Raw genomic sequence first — 20,375 nt, 5'->3', positions numbered from 1 at the left:
TTATTTTCCTGTAAAATAGCGAACTGCTGAGACAAAGAGCCCTTGGTCTTTCTTACCTGGAATGTTTTGGAAAAGACCGTCCTCGTAACGCTCCGAATGCCCCATTTTCCCGATGATTTGTCCGTTGCGACTGGTAATGCCCTCAATGGCATGGCTAGAACCATTTGGATTGTACTTAGAGTCCATGCTCGGCTGACCTGCAAAGTCAACGTATTGGCTGAAAATCTGCCCACTGTCACGCAAGGTAGCGAACTCCTCGTCCGTCACCACGAATTTCCCTTCCCCGTGAGAAACTGGAGTAGCATGGATATCACCGACTTGGACACCTGCTAACCACGGTGAATTGACATTGGCAATCCGCGTTTCCACCATTTTGGCAACGTGTTGGTTAGCATCGTTATAAAAGAGAGTCGGACTGCTTTCTCCCGCCTCCTCAAAGTTTCCATAAGGTAGCAAGCCCGATTTGACAAGAGCTTGGAAACCGTTACAGATACCGATGATGAGGCCACCTTTTTCGATAAATTGGTCAATAGCAGAGCGGACCTTAGCATTTCGTAAGATGGTCACGATAAACTTAGCAGACCCGTCTGGCTCATCCGCAGCGGAGAATCCACCTGCAAAGAATAGAATATTAGCCTTGTCAATATTGTCAACCATGGTGTCAACCGAGTTTTCAATGCTTGCTGCATCTAAAGTCACAAATGGAACAAGATTGACTTTTGCACCAGCCTGTTCAAAGGCCTTGGCAGAATCATATTCTGAGTTGGTTCCTGGAAAGACTGGGATGTAAACAAGCGGAACATCAACTCTTTCCTTGGCTTGTATAACTGCTGAACTGGTAATTGCAGGAACATCCTGTAAGTCTGTAGCCTGTTCAAATTCTGTTGGGTAAACTTCTTCTAGTTTGCCTTCAAAGGCAGCTTGTAGTTCCTGTCCAGCTAAGTTGACACCATTGACAACCAGTGTAAAGTCTGTAGTAGTTTGACCGATTTTCACAGCATCTGGAATGTCTTCTTGCGATGTGAAGATAAAGCCGCCAAGCTGACCTGTCAAGCTGGTTTCAAGGTCAGCAAACTCGATTTCTGCACCGATTTGGTTACCAAAGGACATGAGGGCTAGGCTTTCTAGAACACCACCATACTTGACTGCACTAGCAGCCGTAATCACATAATCGCTCTGCCATTTTTCAAAAGTCTCAAAATTAGACTTGATCAAGGCAAAATCAATATCTTCTGATAAAATCTGACCTGGTAAGTAGTAAATGTGCTCGCCAGCCGCCTTGAACTCAGGTGAGAGAACCTTGCGGCTGTCTGCTGTTGTCACACCAAAGGCAACCAAGGTCGGCGGAACTGTCAAGTCCTCAAAGGTACCAGACATAGAGTCCTTACCACCGATAGACGGCAAACCGAGCTGAATCTGAGCCTCGATAGAGCCCAGAAGTGCCGCTACTGGCTGACCGAAACGCTCTGCCTGCTTGTCCATCCGCTGGAAATACTCCTGATAGGAGAAGCGAGCCTTGGACCAGTTAGCCCCTGTTGCCACCAAGCGAGCCGTTGCTTCGATGACCGCATAGGCAGCCCCGTGGTAAGGGGACCAGTCTGCCAGATAAGGATGGTAACCCTGAGCCATGACGGATGCCGTTGTCGTCACACCCTGTTGGACAGGTAGTTTCTGCACCGAACTTTCTGTCGGTGTCAATTGGTGACGACCTCCGAGTGGGTGGTTGACCGTTGAGCGACCAACAGATGAGTCAAAGATAGTCTGCAAACCTTTTTGACTAGCATGGTTGAGGTCTGATAGAAGGTCTTTCAAGTCCTCTTGTAGCGTTTCAGCAGATGTTGTACGTGTTTCCGGCAAGTTGACAGCATTGTCAACTACTTTTGCATCAACTACTACACGAACACCATTTGTATCAAGGAAAGAACGTTCCAAATCAACAATGGTTTGACCATTCCAAGTCATGACTAGATTTGGTTTTTCAGTCACTTTGGCTACAACAACCGCATGGATATTTTCCTGACGGCAGGCTGCGATGAAGGTATCGACATCTTGAGGACGGATAACGACACTCATCCGCTCTTGCGATTCAGAAATGGCGATTTCCGTTCCGTTCAAGCCTGCATACTTGAGTGGAACCTTGTCCAAGTCAATTTCCAAGCCGTCCGCCAATTCACCAATGGCTACGCAGACACCGCCTGCACCGAAGTCATTGGATTTTTTAATCAAGCGAGTCACGGCACCATTGCGGAACAAACGCTGAATTTTGCGTTCTTCAATAGCATTTCCTTTTTGGACTTCCGCACCAGCTGTTTCCACAGACTCGACTGTCTGTACCTTGGACGAGCCTGTTGCCCCACCGATACCGTCACGGCCTGTTTTGCCACCCAACAAGATGACCACATCGCCTGCGACTGGTTTTTCACGGACAACATTTTCCTTTGGAGCAGCACCAACAACGGCACCTAGTTCCATGCGTTTTGCGACAAATCCTGGGTGGAAATACTCACGCACGTAAGTTGTCGCCAAACCGATTTGGTTACCGTATGAAGAATAACCATGTGCCGCTGTTTTGGAGATGATTTGCTGCGGCAATTTCCCTGAGCGAGTAGCCGTCAGAGGTTGGGTAATATCGCCCGCACCTGAAATTCGCATGGCCTGATAAACATAGGAACGACCTGACAAAGGATCACGAATGGCTCCGCCGATACAGGTTGCGGCACCACCGAAAGGTTCGATTTCTGTTGGGTGGTTATGGGTTTCATTCTTGAACATGAGGAGCCACGGCTCTTTCACGCCATCCACATCCACTTCGATTTCTACCGAGCAGGCATTGATTTCATCTGACACTTCCATGTCATCCAGACGACCATTTGCTCGCTCATAGCGACCAAAAATGGTCGCCATATCCATCAAAGTCTGAGGCTTGTCTGTTCGACCTAATTCTGTCCGCATTGCCAGATACTTGTCATAAGTCGCCTGCAGTTGCTTGTGGAATTTTGAAGCTGAAAAATCAATAGACCTAAGTTCTGTCTCAAATGTCGTATGGCGGCAGTGGTCACTCCAGTAAGTATCCAAGACCTTGAGTTCTGTCTCAGTTGGCACTCGACCAATTGACTTGAAGTAATCCTGAATGAAGAGCAGGTCTTCCACTTCCATGGCCAAACCAGCCTCACGCTTGTAAGACGCAAATTCCTTTGCCCCGTAGCTATCAAACAAGTCCAAGCTTGGAATGACAGTATCTGACACCGAAAACTCCTGAGCCACCAAAGGAGCATCCAAATCCTTGAAACGCGAATCCACAGGATTCAGCAAATAGTTCTTGATAGCAGCTAACTCTTCTTCCTGCACATCGCCATTCAAGATATAGAGCTGACCTGTATTGACACGCACCTCCTGACGACTGCCCAATAAGAGAAGGGCCTCCTGACTGCTGGCAGCCCGCTGGTCAAACTGCCCAGGAAGAGCCTCAATCGCAAAATAAGCAACCTCCTCCAAATCAAGCTCAGCTTCCGACAAGACCTTGTCCGTCACCTGCTCGGTAAAGATATGCTTAATAGCTTGCTCCAGCAAGTCATCCTCCAGATGGAAGACATCATACACCTGCACCAGACGTACACTCGTCAAACTTGTCAACTGTAAATTATGAGTCAACTCCTTACGAAGAGCCTCCGCCTTAATCTGAAAATCCGCCTTCTTCTCAACAAAAATCCGCTTCGCCATTTTTTCCAATCCTTATTTCACTTCTTGTAACTTTGCCAATACGACCTCGTAAACCTCGGTCAACTCCCCGAGCCCCCGACGGAAAACATCCTTGTCCAGATGGTTGCCATCCGCATCCCACAAACGACAATTATCCGGAGAAAACTCATCCGCCAATAAAATCTGACCAAACGAGTCAACCCCAAATTCTAGCTTGAAGTCCACCAAAGTCAGCCCAATCTGAGTAAACAAGTCCTTCAAGAACCCATTGATTCGTCTTGTTTCTTCCTTGATATAGGCGATTTGGTCCTGACTAGCCAGTTCTAGAAAGGCAATGTGTTCATCGTTGATAAAAGGATCGTCCAACTCATCTTTTTTATAGTAAAATTCCACGATAGGAGTAGGTAAGACTATCCCTTCCTCCACACCGAAGCGTTTTGAGAAAGACCCAGCTGTCACATTTCGCAAGACCACCTCAAGAGGAATAATCTCCACCTTCTTATTCAACTGCTCCGAATCCGACAAACGCTTGATAAAATGCGTCTTGACTCCAGCTTCATTTAATTTTTCAAAAATAAGCGAAGAAATCAGATTATTAAGTCGCCCCTTGCCAGTAATCTGTTCTTTCTTACCACCATTAAAAGCCGTCGCCTGATCCTTATAAACTGCAACAATCTGGTCACTATCAGCCGTTGCGTAGATATCTTTAGCTTTTCCTGAATAGAGAAGGTCTGTTTTCATTAAAATGTTCGCCTTTCATAAAATATTCTAGTCTTTTCGTTTATTCTATCACATAACATTCGTGTAAAAAAGCATTTAACGGTATTTTGTAAAAAAATAAAGAAAAACGCCCGTAAACTACGAACGTTTTTTTACTTCTTCATAAATAAAATCAACAATATCAGATAGGACCTCAAAATGCTCAATAGCAGCATCTGGAACATCGACACCAAACTCGTCTTCCAAAGTCAAAACGAATTCCATAATTTCCACCGAATCCGCTGCGATATTATCTGCCAAAGTAGATTCAGGTTGAACCTGAAAATCTTCTCCCTTTTCATCCTGAATCAATTCAACAACCCGCTGATAGACCTGCTCTCTAGTCATGACTTTCCTCCACTACTGAAAATTTCGCCACTGATTTTTCGACAATACCAGCATCCAAAATCGAACGCGTCTGCTTAATGGTATAGAAAATTGCCTGGGCATCGCTAGAGCCGTGAGCCTTGATGACAGGTGCTTTCAGACCAAGCAAGACAGCACCGCCAGCTTTCTTATAGTCCATCGCCCCCAAGGCTTTTTTAAGAGTCGGCTTAACCAAAAGACCGCCCAATTTGGCACGCAGACCACCATTTTTGATAGAGCCAGTCAACTGACCAACGATGGATTTTGCAGTCCCTTCAACTGTTTTCAGCACAGCGTTTCCCGTGAAACCATCTGTCACAACCACATCCGCCACGCTGTTGAGCAACTCACGCGCCTCCACATTTCCGATAAAGTTGATGGACTTGTCTTCCGCCAAGAGTTTATAAGCCTCTTGGTGAACTGGCGTGCCCTTGGTATCTTCCGTACCGTTGTTCAAAAGTCCCACACGAGGTTGTTTGACCCCACGCACATGCTCCGCGTAAAATGAGCCGAGGATACCATACTGATAGAGGTGATGGGCTGTATTTTCAGCATTTGCCCCCAAATCCATCATATCAAATCCCTTACCGTCCATAGTAGGAAGAGTGGACATAAGACCAGGACGGTCGATGTTCTTGATGCGACCGACGACAAAGACACCTGCCGCCAACAGAGCACCCGTATTTCCAGCCGATAAGACCGCATCTGCTTGACCATCCTTGACAGCCTTGGTCGCTAGGACCATCGAAGCCTCTTTTTTCCGACGAATAGCCTTGACAGGCTCATCATCTGAATTGATTTTCTCCGTCGTATGGACGATGCTGACACGCTCTGTTGCTGTCAAATACTGCTTGATTTTAGCCTCATCGCCATAAAGTTGAATTTCAATGTCTGGAAAGGCAGCCAAGGCTTGATTGACACCTTCTACCACTGCCTGAGGGGCGTGGTCCCCACCCATAGCATCTACTGCAATACGTTTCATTCTGTTTCCTCATTTTCTGTTCTTGGTTTCATAATCTGCCCCCAAGAAGACAAATCATCTATAAATTTCTTTGATTTCAAGTGAATCCCCACATATTCCTCGTACAACTGGTCAATAAAAAGCCGTAATTTTCGCTTCATCTCAGGCTTGATGGAAATGGTTTCTAGCTCATCAAAGGAAATAGCCTGAAATTGATCAAGTAGATAGGGAACATTGGGGTCCAAATAAGCCCGTCGCTCATCTTGTTGATAGTGTTGCGGACACAAGACACCGCTATACTTGTAAGAATAATCAAAAGGCAGACCAACCCGATGACAAAAAGCACACTCGTGAAAATTCAGACTGACCCCAAAACGTCCCAAGAGCTGAATTTCAAAGATATTGGTCAAGACTTCATAATCCAAACCCGACTCCATCAAGTCCAAGGTCTTGACCAAAAAAGAAAAGAGAGCTGGATCATAAACCTTATCCTGCAAGGCCGCATCTGCCAAGGCTAAGATGTAGGTAGCATAGCTAAGCTTGAAAATATCACCGTTAATATTCTTAAATGGCTGTACCTGATGAAAATCTTCGATATAAGACAGACCATCATCATTGATTTTAACGATAAAATCCGCATAGGTCAAAGGCTGGATAGAAGCTACCAGCTTGGATTTAGAGGCATGTTTCACGAAAAACATTCGCTTGCCAGCCTTCTCTGTAAAAATCTTGACCAGCTTATCATCTTCTCGAAAATTCCGATTATATAGGACTAATCCCCTGGTTTCAATTCGTTCCATTTTCTTCTAAATATTCCTTCAAACGAGCCATAGCCGTCTGAATGGTCTCCATACTTGCTGCATAGGAAATCCGCACATAGCCCTCACCATACTGACCAAAGGCCGCACCTGGAATAAAGGCCACTGCTTTCTTCCTCGCAAAGTCCTGCAAGAAACTAAAGGAATCTTGATTGTAACCCGCAGGAATTTTTGCAAAGATGTAAAATGCTCCATCAGGCTTGATAATTTTAAAGCCCAAGTCCGTCATCTTCTCGATGATGTAATCCCTACGCTTGACATACTCCGCCCGCATCGGAAGAGCGTCATCCTTACCGTTTTTCAAGGCCTCAACCGCACCATACTGCATAGCAGTTGACGCCGCTGTCACAAGATACTGGTGGCTCTTGATGATTTGAGCGATAATCGGAGCCTGACTCATAATCAAGCCAATCCGCCAGCCTGTCATAGCATGGGACTTGGACAAGCCCTGAATCAAAATGGTCTGCTCTGGCAAAAACTCTGCAATTGAAGTATGGGGCTGACCAGTGTAGGTCAACTCCGCATAGACCTCGTCTGATAGGACAAAGACAGAAGACTTACGCAAGACATCTGCAAAGGCCCGAATTTGCTCACGAGAGTAGGTCACACCCGTTGGATTGGCAGGATAGTTGAGAATGACAGCTTTTAGCTTATCACCTTGCTCAATAATCGCCTCTTCCAACATCTCTGGCGTCAAGACGAAATGATTGGCTGTCGTATCGATTTCAACAACATCAGCTCCTACCATATTAACAATAGGCTCATAACCAGGATAGGCAGGGGCAGGCAGAAGAACTGTATCCCCAGCCTCCAAAATAGCAACTAAACTCGCTGACAGAGCTTCTGTCGCACCGATTGTAGAGAGGATTTCATTTTCTGGATTGTAGTGTAAATTATATTTTTCAGCCACAAACTCAGCTGCTGCCTGACGCAACTCCAAAAGACCAGCCATTCCAGTATAATAACTCTTGTTAGCATCGATAGCAGCCTTAGCCGCTTCTTTAACATGGTCAGGCGTTGTAAAATCAGGCTCTCCCAATGTTAGTTTCAAAATCCCGGGAACATCCGAAATAGACTGATCAAACTGACGAATCATCGAAACCTCAATCCGATTCAAATTCTTATTAAAACGATTTAATAAATCCATTCTGCCACCTCAAAAACATATAAAACTATTATAATACATTTTGAAAATAAATGTAAAAAAGAAGAGTCATTTGACTCTTCTCAGATTGCAGACAAACATCGTTTTGGTGTTTGTCTTTTTTACTGTTTTTAGAGAAAAATGGCTGTTTTAATGCTGAAACCACCCCATCTGGACAAAATAAAAAGGCCTTCTTGCCATCCTTTTAGCTAGTTTTTTGAGATTTAAGCACGCCAAAGTCAGTCCAATCTTATCCTCCATTTTGGACTTGCCTTTTTCTCTCGTGTAGCGCAGATTATGGTATTCCTTGGCTGTGCCAAATAGCCGTTCAATCGTCTCTTTCCGATGTTGGTAGAGTTCCTTCATCCCTCTTTGATGACGAATATCCTCGCACTGTTCCAAATACTCCTTCCAAATATGCCGCGTGACAACTTTTTGATGGTTCTTACTGGTCGTACATACTGATAATAGGGGACAGTTGGCACAAATTGCTGGATCGCTTTTGTATTCTCGGTAGCCTTCTCGGGTAGTCGTGCGATAGGTCAAGGCCTGATGTTCAGGACACAGGACACAATCGAAGTGTTCGTCATAGACAAAATCTTTAGGACGAAGTTGTCCCTTCTTCCCACAGGGACGGGTGTAGGGAAGGACAGGAGTGATTTCCTTATCAATTAGAAACTTGGCAATACTGGGAGTTTTATAGCCCGAATCCGCAATGATATACTCTGGTTTCAAGGGTTCAAGCTTGGCGAAAAGTGCAGGAAAAGCCTGACTGTCATGGATATTACCAGCCTCAACACTATAAGCAAGTGCCCAGCCATACTTATCACAGGCAACTTGGGCAGAATAAGCGAAAACTTCCTTATGATCACCTTTGTGGAACCAGCCACTTTCTGGGTCGGTTGTGGAGATTTTCTTAGCGATGGGCTCTGGCTCTTTGGCGGGCCCGAGCGGCTTTTTTCCGTGCTTTACCCGATCTTGATTAATTTCGATTTCCAGCTGTTCACTCATGAATTTGGCCTGCTTTTCCACCTCTTGGTTGATAAACTTACGATTATTGGCCGCAGCTTTAATATGAGTTCCGTCTATGAAAATCTCCGTCGGGTCAATTAGGCCTGCATTGATACACAGCCCAAGAATATGCGTGAAAATGGACTCAATCAACCCTTTCTCTTGAAAGCGACGGGAATAATTTTTGCCGTATGTCGTGAAGTGAGGCACCTTGTCATCTAGGGTTAAACCAAGAAACCAGCGATAGGCAGTATTCACTTCAATATCCTTGATGGTCTGACGCATGGAACGAATACCATAAAAGCACTGAATCAGAGGAATTTTAACTAACATGACAGGGTCAAGACTAGGACGACCATTATCAGACGAATAGGTATCTTCTACTAGGTCATAAATGAAGTCGAAGTCAATCATAGCTTCCACTTGGCGCAGGAAATGATCCTCAGGCACTAGCTGGTCAAGGGTATAGAAACCGTACTGATTGCGGTTATAGTCAGGTTTTTCTTTGTGTAGCATAGGAGAACCTCATAAGTCCTTTTTCTTATATTATACTCCTAAATACGAAGAAAAGCCCTTAGAAAATCAATTCTAAGGACTTTGTCTTCAGTCTGAGAAGAGTCATTTGACTCTTCTCATACCTATTTAACACGACTTGCCTCAAACAAAGGTGACAAAGGACGTTTTTCATGAATACGAATAATCGCTTCCGCTAATAATTCTGCCGTTGAAATATGTTCGATTTTATCAATTAAGCGATCTTCTGCAATTTCAATTGTATCAAGAACAACCAATTTCTTAATTGCTGACTTACTAATGTTATCCATAGCAGGCCCTGACAATACTGGATGCGTACATGAAGCATAAACAGCTGTTGCCCCTGCATCTGCCAAAGCATCCGCTGCATGACAGATGGTACCCGCAGTATCAATCATATCATCAATCAAGATACAAGTTTTATCCTTAATATCGCCAATAATGTTCATCACTTCTGATGTATTCATCTTATCAACACTACGGCGTTTATCAATAATAGCAATCGGTGTCTTCAAGAACTGTGCTAACTTACGGGCACGTGTCACACCACCATGGTCAGGGGATACAACCACATAGCCGTCACCGACCATACCACGACGCTCAAAATAATCCGCAATCAATGGAGCACCCATCAAATGATCAACAGGAATATCGAAGAATCCCTGAATCTGCGCAGCATGCAAATCAATTGTCAACAAACGATTGACTCCCGCTGTTTGTAACATATTGGCAACTAATTTTGAAGTGATTGGCTCACGAGCACGAGCTTTACGATCCTGACGTGCATAGCCATAGTAAGGCATTACTACGTTTACTGATTCAGCAGATGCACGTTTTAAAGCATCAACCATAATCAAAATTTCCATTAAATTGTCATTCACTGGAGAACTAGTAGACTGAAGAATGAATACATGTGTACCACGAATGGATTCTTCAATATTCACTTGAATCTCACCATCAGAGAATTGACGGACACTTGATTTCCCTAAGGGAATACCAATTTTTTTTGCAACCTTCTCAGCTAATTGTTGATTGGACGATAGTGCAAACAACTTTAAGTCGGTAAACGCCATGATAGCCTCCTAAATTTTTCTACATTAACTATTTTAACGCTTTTTGAATCAATTTTCAAACAAAAATGAAAGATTCGGTATCATTAAGATTTTAATATAAAAAATCCTTGGAAAAACCAAGGATAAAATATTATGGATAAATATAGTAAACCGCACCATCAGATGTTGTTGTAGGATTAAACCAACCACGGTGGTTACCAATATAACGACGACCCATATAGTTTGATTCAGAAACCTGAATGTTTGTAGAACTTTCAACTGCTGTTACAAGTGCAACGTGACCATATGTACCACCTACCCAAACAGCAACTGCGCCAACTTGAGGTGTTGTACCAACGCTGAAACCTTCAGCACGAGCTGAAGCCACCCACTGGTTAGCATTACCCCAGTATGGGCCAACCCAAGATACTTGTGATTTAACACCCCAAGTACACTCTCCAACTGGGTATGAAGATGCATTATATTGTGCATTACTAGATGCTGATGATGAACTACTTGATGCTGTAGATACAGGTACACTTTCTGTTACTGTCGTTTGAGCAACTTGTTGTACTACAGCGGAGTTAGAAGAAGCATTTACAGGTGCTGTTACAATCGGAGCTGTTACTGAGGCAGCTTGTTGTTGTGCTAAAGCACGTTGCTGTGCCTCATACTCTGCCTGACGTGCTGCTGCCTGACGAGCTGCTTCTTCTGCAGCTGCCTTTTGCGCCAACAATGAATTTTTCTCATCTTCAGCAGTAGCTTTCTGCACAGCCAAATTTAACTTAGCAGCTTCCAATTCAGCCTGACGCACTTGCAATACTTGGGCGTCATCTTCCAATTTTTGGCGATTAGCTGCCAAAGTAGTGATTGCCTCTTGGTTTGCCTTTTGTTTTTCAGCAATTGCTTCCTTATCAGCTTTTTGTTGTTCCAACATACGGTTATTAGCTGAAACAATCTCACGCATTGCATTAACACGAGAAACAGCATCAACGATTGATTTTGAATCTAAAATTGTATTAATATAACTTGAAGCAGAGCCATCAACTTGAGCACTACGCGCCTGCTCCTTTAAAGCACCATCACGTGACACAATATCAGCTGACAAACGCTCAATATCTGCCGCCAATGTCTGCGATTCTGCTTCCAAACGAGTATTTTCTTCTGTTAATTTCGCCTGTTCACTAACAATTGCATCAACTTGTCCTTGAATAGCATCAACTTGTTGTTGAGCTTCAGCTTGTTGTGCTGTCAACTCACTAATCTGTTGATTTTTTGCTGCAATCTGACTATCTACATCATTCGCACTAATCACAGCTACATAATTAGCATTAGATAGAACAACTGTACTTAACATAATTGTAGCCAAGATTTTTTTCTTCATATCCGAACATAACTCCTCTATACTTTCTGACTCTCTCATTTTATCAAAAAAATTGCGTAAGTATATTACGCAATTATTACATTTCTATGTCTTGTTTGTTATTCCAAACAAACGCTCAAATAACGGTTGTAGTACGAAAAATAAGGCCAAATTGAATAGTAGACTTGGAAGTAATTTATTAAAAACAAAAATAAACACAGACAAGTTTGTTATATGAAAAATGCGAGCAAATGAATAACTAATAAATTCAAATTGAAAAATAGCTACTAGTAAAATCAAAATATTAATTCCTCGCCTGCTGACAGCACCTTGAAAGAAGAAATAGATGCAATATAAAACTAAAGGAAGAGTTGTAGTAGCAATACCAATCAGATTAAGATAACTAATATCATATACCAAACCTAGCAAAGTAAATATGAATAATGAAAAACCAAGAGATACATAGTTAGCATAAAAAATAGCTAACATAAGTACCAAATGACTTGAAATAGTAAATAATCCGACCGACCAATTTGTTACCAACGTTGAAATCTGTCCATCAAGTAATAAAATAAAGAACAAGATGGGAAACATGAATATTTCTATCATTTTATTGCGCATTTGTTTGACCTACCACTAAAACCGAATAAATGTTTGAAAAACTAGCTGTCGGCTCTACATATACTTCTCTATTTAAACTGTTACTATTTGATTTAACCGATAAAACTTTACCAATTTGGATATTTGCCGAAGTCGCACCAGCCAAATCACTCGTTACAACATTGCTACCCACTGCAATTTCATCAGCTGAGTTCAACTGATTAATGATAAAACTATTTGTATCTGCATCATAGCCCGATAAAATACCATAAATTTCTTTAGAATCAACAAAAATTTTCACAGGCAACTTCGTGAATTCATCCGAATTCGTAAATAAGGTAACAACCGCCGAATCTGAACTCAATGAACTCACGATTCCAACTAATCCACCATTAGCAACCACAAGTGCATTAGATGTCACACCACTAGTCTCACCAATATTAATTGAAATATGCTCCGACCACGATGAAGGAGTCCTCACCAAAACTGATCCTGGAATAAGTTGTTTTTCAGGAAAATCAGACACCACACCTAAACTGCTACGAAGCGATGCATTCTCTTCTTTCAAGCTAGTATTTTCAGCAGCCATCCCCTCAAGGCTCATAATAGCTTCCTTTAATTGTTTATTTTCCTCGTAAGCGTTCATCAAATCTATCAAGACATCTTTCTGCTCAGAAAAAAATCTAGTAGGCACTGAAATAACCGATTGAATTGGCGTTACAACAACCCTAACGATATTATTTAAATATGGTACCTGTAACCCCTTAGAGAAAGTCACAAACAAAAGAGAAAATGACAGTAATAAAAAGATAGAAACAACTACTACTAATTTTGAAAATTTATTCATAATAGACCCTCACCAAGATACAATAAAACGAGAATATCAAGCGATAATCTCGTTCACTACGGAGAATAAGGGATTCGAACCCTTGCGCCAGTTACCCGACCTAACGATTTAGCAAACCGTCCTCTTCAGCCTCTTGAGTAATTCTCCATCAATATAATATGGGCACGAGTGGAATCGAACCACCGACCTCACGCTTATCAGGCGTGCGCTCTAACCATCTGAGCTACGCGCCCAAGATAATAAACTTGGACAAAGTTAAATTAATGGCGCGAGACGGAATCGAACCGCCGACACATGGAGCTTCAATCCATTGCTCTACCAACTGAGCTACCGAGCCAAATTCTTAAAGAAATTGCGGGAGCAGGATTTGAACCTACGACCTTCGGGTTATGAGCCCGACGAGCTACCTAGCTGCTCCATCCCGCGGTAGTAGAAAAGGAGGATGTGGGATTCGAACCCACGCACGCTTTTACACGCCTGACGGTTTTCAAGACCGTTCCCTTCAGCCGGACTTGGGTAATCCTCCAATATATGGACCTTGTAGGACTTGAACCTACGACCGCTCGGTTATGAGCCGAGAGCTCTAACCAGCTGAGCTAAAGGTCCAGCAAACAAGAATATATAGCGGCGAAGGGGATCGAACCCCCGACCTCCCGGGTATGAACCGGACGCTCTAGCCAGCTGAGCTACACCGCCAAAATAATATAATCGGGAAGACAGGATTCGAACCTGCGACACCTTGGTCCCAAACCAAGTACTCTACCAAGCTGAGCTACTTCCCGATACTATTAAAAATAAAGCTCCCCTAACGTCTCCATTAAGCGAGTGATGCACCCTAGAGGAGTCGAACCTCTAACCGCCTGATTCGTAGTCAGGTACTCTATCCAGTTGAGCTAAGGGTGCTAACTATTATAATCTTCATGCCGAGGACCGGAATCGAACCGGTACGATGTTGCCATCGCAGGATTTTAAGTCCTGTGCGTCTGCCAGTTCCGCCACCCCGGCCTCTCAAAGCGAACGACGGGATTCGAACCCGCGACCCCCACCTTGGCAAGGTGGTGTTCTACCACTGAACTACGTTCGCAATCTTTCCTAATGCCGGCTACATGACTTGAACACGCGACCCTCTGATTACAAATCAGATGCTCTACCAACTGAGCTAAGCCGGCTAAATTATATTTCTCCTATGCGGGTTAAGGGACTTGAACCCCCACGCCCGAAAGCGCCAGATCCTAAATCTGGTGCGTCTGCCAATTCCGCCAAACCCGCATATGACTCGTGCTGGGCTCGAACCAGCGACCCATTGATTAAAAGTCAATTGCTCTACCAACTGAGCTAACGAGTCGAAAATATGAAGCAAACTCCGTTTGCTCTATCTCCAACTTCAAATAGTCTCCCAGACTATTTGAACGGTCCCGACGGGAATCGAACCCGCGATCTTCGCCGTGACAGGGCGACGTGATAACCGCTACACTACGGGACCTATGGGAGTTAACGGGATCGAACCGCTGACCCTCTGCTTGTAAGGCAGATGCTCTCCCAGCTGAGCTAAACTCCCAATTTGCTAAGCGACTACCGTATCTAACAGGGGGCAACCCCCAACTACTTCAGGCGTTCTAGGGCTTAACTGCTGTGTTCGGCATGGGTACAGGTGTATCTCCTAGGCTATCGTCACTTAACTACTGAGTCTTGTCAACTCAAAATTGAATATCTATATTCTAACAAGAAACCGTGCGCTTGTCAATATTGACTCGTGAGTAATTGTACTCAGGCTAAATTCTTAGTGAAAAAGATAAACTTCCTAGAGTCTATTGACTCTGCGTCAGTTTCCTATTTTCATACAGAATTTGTAACGCCTTCGTTACTTATTCTTGGATAAGTCCTCGAGCGATTAGTATTGGTCCGCTACATGTGTCGCCACACTTCCACTTCCAACCTATCTACCTGATCATCTCTCAGGGCTCTTACTAACATAAAGTTATGGGAAATCTCATCTTGAGGTGGGTTTCACACTTAGATGCTTTCAGCGTTTATCCCGTCCCTACATAGCTACCCAGCGATGCCTTTGGCAAGACAACTGGTACACCAGCGGTAAGTCCACTCTGGTCCTCTCGTACTAGGAGCAGATCCTCTCAAATTTCCTACGCCCGCGACGGATAGGGACCGAACTGTCTCACGACGTTCTGAACCCAGCTCGCGTGCCGCTTTAATGGGCGAACAGCCCAACCCTTGGGACCGACTACAGCCCCAGGATGCGACGAGCCGACATCGAGGTGCCAAACCTCCCCGTCGATGTGAACTCTTGGGGGAGATAAGCCTGTTATCCCCAGGGTAGCTTTTATCCGTTGAGCGATGGCCCTTCCATACGGAACCACCGGATCACTAAGCCCGACTTTCGTCCCTGCTCGAGTTGTAGCTCTCGCAGTCAAGCTCCCTTATACCTTTACACTCTGCGAATGATTTCCAACCATTCTGAGGGAACCTTTGGGCGCCTCCGTTACCTTTTAGGAGGCGACCGCCCCAGTCAAACTGCCCGTCAGACACTGTCTCCGATAGGGATAACCTATCCGGGTTAGAGTAGCCATAACACAAGGGTAGTATCCCAACAGCGCCTCAGTCGAAACTGGCGTCCCGACTTCATAGGCTCCTACCTATCCTGTACATGTGGTACAGATACTCAATATCAAACTGCAGTAAAGCTCCATGGGGTCTTTCCGTCCTGTCGCGGGTAACCTGCATCTTCACAGGTACTAAAATTTCACCGAGTCTCTCGTTGAGACAGTGCCCAAATCATTACGCCTTTCGTGCGGGTCGGAACTTACCCGACAAGGAATTTCGCTACCTTAGGACCGTTATAGTTACGGCCGCCGTTTACTGGGGCTTCAATTCAGATCTTCGCTTGCGCTAAACCCTCCTCTTAACCTTCCAGCACCGGGCAGGCGTCACCCCCTATACATCATCTTACGATTTAGCAGAGAGCTGTGTTTTTGATAAACAGTTGCTTGGGCCTATTCACTGCGGCTCAGTTAAACTGAGCACCCCTTCTCCCGAAGTTACGGGGTCATTTTGCCGAGTTCCTTAACGAGAGTTCTCTCGCTCACCTGAGGCTACTCGCCTCGACTACCTGTGTCGGTTTGCGGTACGGGTAGAGTATGATACATCGCTAGAAGCTTTTCTCGGCAGTGTGACGTCACTAACTTCGCTACTAAACTTCGCTCCCCATCACAGCTCAATGTTAGAGATACAAGCATTTGACTCATATCACACCTCACTGCTTAGACGGGCACTTCCAATCGCCCGCTTTAGTTAGCCTACTACGTCCCTCCATCACTTCATACTCTAGTACAGGAATATCAACCTGTTGTCCATCGGATACACCCTTCGGTCTCTCCTTAGGTCCCGACTAACCCAGGGCGGACGAGCCTTCCCCTGGAAACCTTAGTCTTACGGTGGATGGGATTCTCACCCATCTTTCGCTACTCATACCGGCATTCTCACTTCTATGCGTTCCAGCACTCCTCACGGTATACCTTCTTCACACATAGAACGCTCTCCTACCATAACACTAATGTGTTATCCACAGCTTCGGTAAATTGTTTTAGCCCCGGTACATTTTCGGCGCAGGGTCACTCGACTAGTGAGCTATTACGCACTCTTTGAATGAATAGCTGCTTCTAAGCTAACATCCTAGTTGTCTGTGCAACCCCACATCCTTTTCCACTTAACAATTATTTTGGGACCTTAGCTGGTGGTCTGGGCTGTTTCCCTTTCGACTACGGATCTTAGCACTCGCAGTCTGACTGCCGACCATAAATCTTTGGCATTCGGAGTTTATCTGAAATCAGTAAACCGAGATGGCCCCCTCATCCAAACAGTGCTCTACCTCCAAGATTCTCAAATGTCGACGCTAGCCCTAAAGCTATTTCGGAGAGAACCAGCTATCTCCAAGTTCGTTTGGAATTTCTCCGCTACCCACAAGTCATCCAAGCACTTTTCAACGTGCCCTGGTTCGGTCCTCCAGTGCGTCTTACCGCACCTTCAACCTGCTCATGGGTAGGTCACATGGTTTCGGGTCTACGACATAATACTAATCCGCCCTATTAAGACTCGGTTTCCCTACGGCTCCGTCTCTTCAACTTAACCTCGCATCATATCGTAACTCGCCGGTTCATTCTACAAAAGGCACGCTCTCACCCATTAACGGGCTCGAACTTGTTGTAGGCACACGGTTTCAGGTTCTATTTCACTCCCCTTCCGGGGTACTTTTCACCTTTCCCTCACGGTACTGGTTCACTATCGGTCACTAGAGAGTATTTAGGGTTGGGAGATGGTCCTCCCGGATTCCGACGAGATTTCGCGTGTCTCGCCGTACTCAGGATACTGCTAGGTATAAAGAATATTTCAAATACGAGGCTATTACTCTCTTTGGCCTACCTTCCCAGGTAGTTCTTCTATACTCTTTAAGTCCACATTGCAGTCCTACAACCCCGAGGAGTAAACTCCTCGGTTTGCCCTCCTGCCGTTTCGCTCGCCGCTACTAAGGCAATCGCTTTTGCTTTCTCTTCCTGCAGCTACTTAGATGTTTCAGTTCACTGCGTCTTCCTCTTCACTACCTTAACAGTAGTGAGTGACAGGCATTACCTGCCGGGTTCCCCCATTCGGACATCCCTGGATCATTGCTTACTTACAGCTCCCCAAGGCATTTCGTCGTTAGTCACGTCCTTCATCGGCTTCTAGTGCCAAGGCATCCACCGTGCGCCCTTATTAACTTAACCTTATTAACCTAATTTTTTCAAAAATTAGAAAACTCATTAAATATTCACAGCGTTTTCGGTTTATTTTCTTGTTACTATTTCTTAATGTATCCTTTCAGATACATCAGGAATGTTTGATAGATATTCAATTTTCAATGGACAAATATAAGATACTAAGACCGTCCCGACTTGTCGGGCATTTTTGTAGAAAATTAGGAAACTGATGTAGTGTCGTCAGACACTAGGAAGTTTATCTATTTTCCTAGAAAATGAGGTCGTGTTCAATTACTTGAACAATATCTTTTGGTTTTAGGATAGGAAAACTCATCTCCTTACCCTATGGAGCCTAGCGGGATCGAACCGCTGACCTCCTGCGTGCAAAGCAGGCGCTCTCCCAGCTGAGCTAAGGCCCCGTACATTTTTATGTACCTGTTAACGTATTTAATTGTTTCGATATAATATCATTTTTGAGACGCTGGCCCCTGTCGTGCACTAGCTCCGCTAGTTTCGACAAAGCTTCAACCTAAAGGTTTCGCTTAGCTGAGCTAAGGCCCCACAAGACCTCTCAAAATTAAAGAAGACTGACGTACAGGTTTCCATTTCCTTAGAAAGGAGGTGATCCAGCCGCACCTTCCGATACGGCTACCTTGTTACGACTTCACCCCAATCATCTATCCCACCTTAGGCGGCTGGCTCCTAAAAGGTTACCTCACCGACTTCGGGTGTTACAAACTCTCGTGGTGTGACGGGCGGTGTGTACAAGGCCCGGGAACGTATTCACCGCGGCGTGCTGATCCGCGATTACTAGCGATTCCGACTTCATGTAGGCGAGTTGCAGCCTACAATCCGAACTGAGACTGGCTTTAAGAGATTAGCTTGCCGTCACCGACTTGCGACTCGTTGTACCAGCCATTGTAGCACGTGTGTAGCCCAGGTCATAAGGGGCATGATGATTTGACGTCATCCCCACCTTCCTCCGGTTTATTACCGGCAGTCTCGCTAGAGTGCCCAACTGAATGATGGCAACTAACAATAGGGGTTGCGCTCGTTGCGGGACTTAACCCAACATCTCACGACACGAGCTGACGACAACCATGCACCACCTGTCACCGATGCTCCGAAGAGAAACCCTATCTCTAGGGCGGTCATCGGGATGTCAAGACCTGGTAAGGTTCTTCGCGTTGCTTCGAATTAAACCACATGCTCCACCGCTTGTGCGGGCCCCCGTCAATTCCTTTGAGTTTCAACCTTGCGGTCGTACTCCCCAGGCGGAGTGCTTAATGCGTTAGCTGCGGCACTGAGTCCCGGAAAGGACCCAACACCTAGCACTCATCGTTTACGGCGTGGACTACCAGGGTATCTAATCCTGTTCGCTCCCCACGCTTTCGAGCCTCAGCGTCAGTTACAGACCAGAGAGCCGCTTTCGCCACCGGTGTTCCTCCATATATCTACGCATTTCACCGCTACACATGGAATTCCACTCTCCCCTTCTGCACTCAAGTTTGACAGTTTCCAAAGCGTACTATGGTTAAGCCACAGCCTTTTACTTCAGACTTATCAAACCGCCTGCGCTCGCTTTACGCCCAATAAATCCGGACAACGCTCGGGACCTACGTATTACCGCGGCTGCTGGCACGTAGTTAGCCGTCCCTTTCTGGTAAGATACCGTCAAATGAGAAACTTTCCACTCTTCTCACAGTTCTTCTCTTACAACAGAGCTTTACGATCCGAAAACCTTCTTCACTCACGCGGCGTTGCTCGGTCAGGGTTGCCCCCATTGCCGAAGATTCCCTACTGCTGCCTCCCGTAGGAGTCTGGGCCGTGTCTCAGTCCCAGTGTGGCCGATCACCCTCTCAGGTCGGCTATGTATCGATGCCTTGGTGAGCCGTTACCTCACCAACTAGCTAATACAACGCAGGTCCATCTCATAGTGAAGCAATTGCTCCTTTCAAGCATCTACCATGCGGTAAATACTGTTATGCGGTATTAGCTATCGTTTCCAATAGTTATCCCCCGCTATGAGGCAGGTTACCTACGCGTTACTCACCCGTTCGCAACTCATCCGTCTAGTGCAAGCACCAGACTTCAGCGTTCTACTTGCATGTATTAGGCACGCCGCCAGCGTTCGTCCTGAGCCAGGATCAAACTCTCATTAAAAGTTTTGATTCAAACTCAAGCTATCACTAGCTTTCCGTTTTATTGTTTTGTTTTGTCATTGACGATTTATCATTTGATAAATCACCCTGCACGTTTGGTTCGTCTTCTTTAATTTTCAAAGGTCTTGTCGTTATCGCGCTCGCGACAACTATCTTAGTTTATCATTTCTTGTGAACTTTGTCAACACTTTTTTGAAACTTTTTTTCGTCCCTCTGTTAACCAGTTCCTCAAGAGACAACTCAATCATTCTATCATCTTCTGATGGTCTTGTCAACACTTTTTCGAAACTTTTTTTTCGTTCCTCTATTAA

The 20,375-nt window shown here is 45.0% G+C and carries 10 protein-coding genes, 17 tRNA genes, 3 rRNA genes and 1 pseudogene; all 31 read right to left on the bottom strand.

The window, feature by feature from the left end; all coding sequences use genetic code 11:
* A complete protein-coding gene (locus PHA78_RS00235) occupies positions 1-3,720 on the bottom strand; it encodes a phosphoribosylformylglycinamidine synthase (RefSeq protein ID WP_272158307.1) in 3,720 nt (1,239 codons plus the stop codon).
* Positions 3,721-3,732: 12 nt separating this feature from the next.
* On the bottom strand, positions 3,733-4,440 hold the full coding sequence (purC, locus tag PHA78_RS00230) for a phosphoribosylaminoimidazolesuccinocarboxamide synthase (protein ID WP_004195398.1): 708 nt from the start codon (positions 4,438-4,440) through the stop codon (positions 3,733-3,735).
* Positions 4,441-4,557: 117 nt separating this feature from the next.
* On the bottom strand, positions 4,558-4,806 hold the full coding sequence (locus PHA78_RS00225) for a phosphopantetheine-binding protein (RefSeq protein WP_004195397.1): 249 nt from the start codon (positions 4,804-4,806) through the stop codon (positions 4,558-4,560).
* Entirely contained in the window at positions 4,799-5,806 is a 1,008-nt protein-coding gene (gene plsX / locus PHA78_RS00220) for a phosphate acyltransferase PlsX (protein WP_024375936.1), read from the bottom strand. Before plsX ends, PHA78_RS00225 begins: the two co-directional genes overlap by 8 nt.
* A complete protein-coding gene (recO, locus tag PHA78_RS00215; protein WP_024378580.1) occupies positions 5,803-6,585 on the bottom strand; it encodes a DNA repair protein RecO in 783 nt (260 codons plus the stop codon). Before recO ends, plsX begins: the two co-directional genes overlap by 4 nt.
* Positions 6,572-7,750 (bottom strand): pyridoxal phosphate-dependent aminotransferase, encoded by a 1,179-nt coding sequence (locus PHA78_RS00210; RefSeq protein ID WP_272158306.1) that lies wholly within the window; start codon positions 7,748-7,750, stop codon positions 6,572-6,574. The genes recO and PHA78_RS00210 overlap by 14 nt, the downstream gene beginning before the upstream one ends.
* A gap of 28 nt (positions 7,751-7,778) precedes the next feature.
* Positions 7,779-9,274: pseudogene (locus tag PHA78_RS00205) on the bottom strand (IS1182 family transposase).
* A 122-nt stretch (positions 9,275-9,396) separates the two neighbouring features.
* Positions 9,397-10,365, bottom strand: a complete 969-nt coding sequence (locus PHA78_RS00200) for a ribose-phosphate diphosphokinase (RefSeq protein ID WP_024376872.1) — start codon at positions 10,363-10,365, stop codon at positions 9,397-9,399.
* Positions 10,366-10,495: 130 nt separating this feature from the next.
* Complete coding sequence (gene pcsB / locus PHA78_RS00195; RefSeq protein ID WP_004195374.1) at positions 10,496-11,728, bottom strand: peptidoglycan hydrolase PcsB; 1,233 nt, start codon at positions 11,726-11,728, stop codon at positions 10,496-10,498.
* 84 nt (positions 11,729-11,812) lie between these two features.
* Positions 11,813-12,316, bottom strand: a complete 504-nt coding sequence (gene mreD / locus PHA78_RS00190; protein WP_257212202.1) for a rod shape-determining protein MreD — start codon at positions 12,314-12,316, stop codon at positions 11,813-11,815.
* A gap of 1 nt (position 12,317) precedes the next feature.
* On the bottom strand, positions 12,318-13,154 hold the full coding sequence (gene mreC, locus PHA78_RS00185) for a rod shape-determining protein MreC (RefSeq protein WP_004195372.1): 837 nt from the start codon (positions 13,152-13,154) through the stop codon (positions 12,318-12,320).
* 59 nt (positions 13,155-13,213) lie between these two features.
* Positions 13,214-13,301 (bottom strand) — tRNA-Ser (locus PHA78_RS00180).
* Between the two features lie 12 nt (positions 13,302-13,313).
* Positions 13,314-13,387 (bottom strand) — tRNA-Ile (locus PHA78_RS00175).
* Between the two features lie 31 nt (positions 13,388-13,418).
* A tRNA-Phe gene (locus tag PHA78_RS00170) sits at positions 13,419-13,491 on the bottom strand.
* A gap of 15 nt (positions 13,492-13,506) precedes the next feature.
* Positions 13,507-13,580, bottom strand: a tRNA-Met gene (locus PHA78_RS00165).
* A 10-nt stretch (positions 13,581-13,590) separates the two neighbouring features.
* Positions 13,591-13,680, bottom strand: a tRNA-Ser gene (locus PHA78_RS00160).
* A gap of 6 nt (positions 13,681-13,686) precedes the next feature.
* A tRNA-Ile gene (locus PHA78_RS00155) sits at positions 13,687-13,760 on the bottom strand.
* 16 nt (positions 13,761-13,776) lie between these two features.
* Positions 13,777-13,850: transfer RNA gene (locus PHA78_RS00150), tRNA-Met, on the bottom strand.
* A 12-nt stretch (positions 13,851-13,862) separates the two neighbouring features.
* A tRNA-Pro gene (locus tag PHA78_RS00145) sits at positions 13,863-13,936 on the bottom strand.
* Between the two features lie 47 nt (positions 13,937-13,983).
* Positions 13,984-14,057: transfer RNA gene (locus PHA78_RS00140), tRNA-Arg, on the bottom strand.
* Positions 14,058-14,075: 18 nt separating this feature from the next.
* Positions 14,076-14,159 (bottom strand) — tRNA-Leu (locus tag PHA78_RS00135).
* Positions 14,160-14,166: 7 nt separating this feature from the next.
* Positions 14,167-14,238: transfer RNA gene (locus PHA78_RS00130), tRNA-Gly, on the bottom strand.
* 12 nt (positions 14,239-14,250) lie between these two features.
* Positions 14,251-14,323 (bottom strand) — tRNA-Thr (locus PHA78_RS00125).
* Between the two features lie 18 nt (positions 14,324-14,341).
* Positions 14,342-14,423, bottom strand: a tRNA-Leu gene (locus PHA78_RS00120).
* A gap of 3 nt (positions 14,424-14,426) precedes the next feature.
* Positions 14,427-14,499: transfer RNA gene (locus PHA78_RS00115), tRNA-Lys, on the bottom strand.
* A 65-nt stretch (positions 14,500-14,564) separates the two neighbouring features.
* Positions 14,565-14,637 (bottom strand) — tRNA-Asp (locus PHA78_RS00110).
* Between the two features lie 2 nt (positions 14,638-14,639).
* Positions 14,640-14,712: transfer RNA gene (locus PHA78_RS00105), tRNA-Val, on the bottom strand.
* A gap of 5 nt (positions 14,713-14,717) precedes the next feature.
* Positions 14,718-14,833, bottom strand: a 5S ribosomal RNA gene (rrf, locus tag PHA78_RS00100).
* Positions 14,834-15,025: 192 nt separating this feature from the next.
* Positions 15,026-17,929, bottom strand: a 23S ribosomal RNA gene (locus PHA78_RS00095).
* 319 nt (positions 17,930-18,248) lie between these two features.
* Positions 18,249-18,321: transfer RNA gene (locus tag PHA78_RS00090), tRNA-Ala, on the bottom strand.
* A 195-nt stretch (positions 18,322-18,516) separates the two neighbouring features.
* Positions 18,517-20,065 (bottom strand): 16S ribosomal RNA (locus tag PHA78_RS00085).
* The 16S, 23S and 5S rRNA genes sit together here with 17 tRNA genes alongside, the layout of an rRNA operon.
* Positions 20,066-20,375 lie beyond the last annotated feature (310 nt).

The sequence above is a fragment of the Streptococcus sp. HN38 genome (assembly GCF_028335765.1).
GTDB lineage: Bacteria > Bacillota > Bacilli > Lactobacillales > Streptococcaceae > Streptococcus > Streptococcus suis_P.
This window is presented reverse-complemented; position numbering and strand designations above follow the sequence as displayed.

Bases quoted from the DNA above. Each gene is read 5' to 3' on its own strand.
- PHA78_RS00235 (WP_272158307.1), bottom strand. From the start codon at position 3,720: ATGGCGAAGCGGATTTTTGTTGAGAAGAAGGCGGATTTTCAGATTAAG.
- purC (WP_004195398.1), bottom strand. From the start codon at position 4,440: ATGAAAACAGACCTTCTCTATTCAGGAAAAGCTAAAGATATCTACGCA.
- PHA78_RS00225 (WP_004195397.1), bottom strand. From the start codon at position 4,806: ATGACTAGAGAGCAGGTCTATCAGCGGGTTGTTGAATTGATTCAGGAT.
- plsX (WP_024375936.1), bottom strand. From the start codon at position 5,806: ATGAAACGTATTGCAGTAGATGCTATGGGTGGGGACCACGCCCCTCAG.
- recO (WP_024378580.1), bottom strand. From the start codon at position 6,585: ATGGAACGAATTGAAACCAGGGGATTAGTCCTATATAATCGGAATTTT.
- PHA78_RS00210 (WP_272158306.1), bottom strand. From the start codon at position 7,750: ATGGATTTATTAAATCGTTTTAATAAGAATTTGAATCGGATTGAGGTT.
- PHA78_RS00200 (WP_024376872.1), bottom strand. From the start codon at position 10,365: ATGGCGTTTACCGACTTAAAGTTGTTTGCACTATCGTCCAATCAACAA.
- pcsB (WP_004195374.1), bottom strand. From the start codon at position 11,728: ATGAAGAAAAAAATCTTGGCTACAATTATGTTAAGTACAGTTGTTCTA.
- mreD (WP_257212202.1), bottom strand. From the start codon at position 12,316: ATGATAGAAATATTCATGTTTCCCATCTTGTTCTTTATTTTATTACTT.
- mreC (WP_004195372.1), bottom strand. From the start codon at position 13,154: ATGAATAAATTTTCAAAATTAGTAGTAGTTGTTTCTATCTTTTTATTA.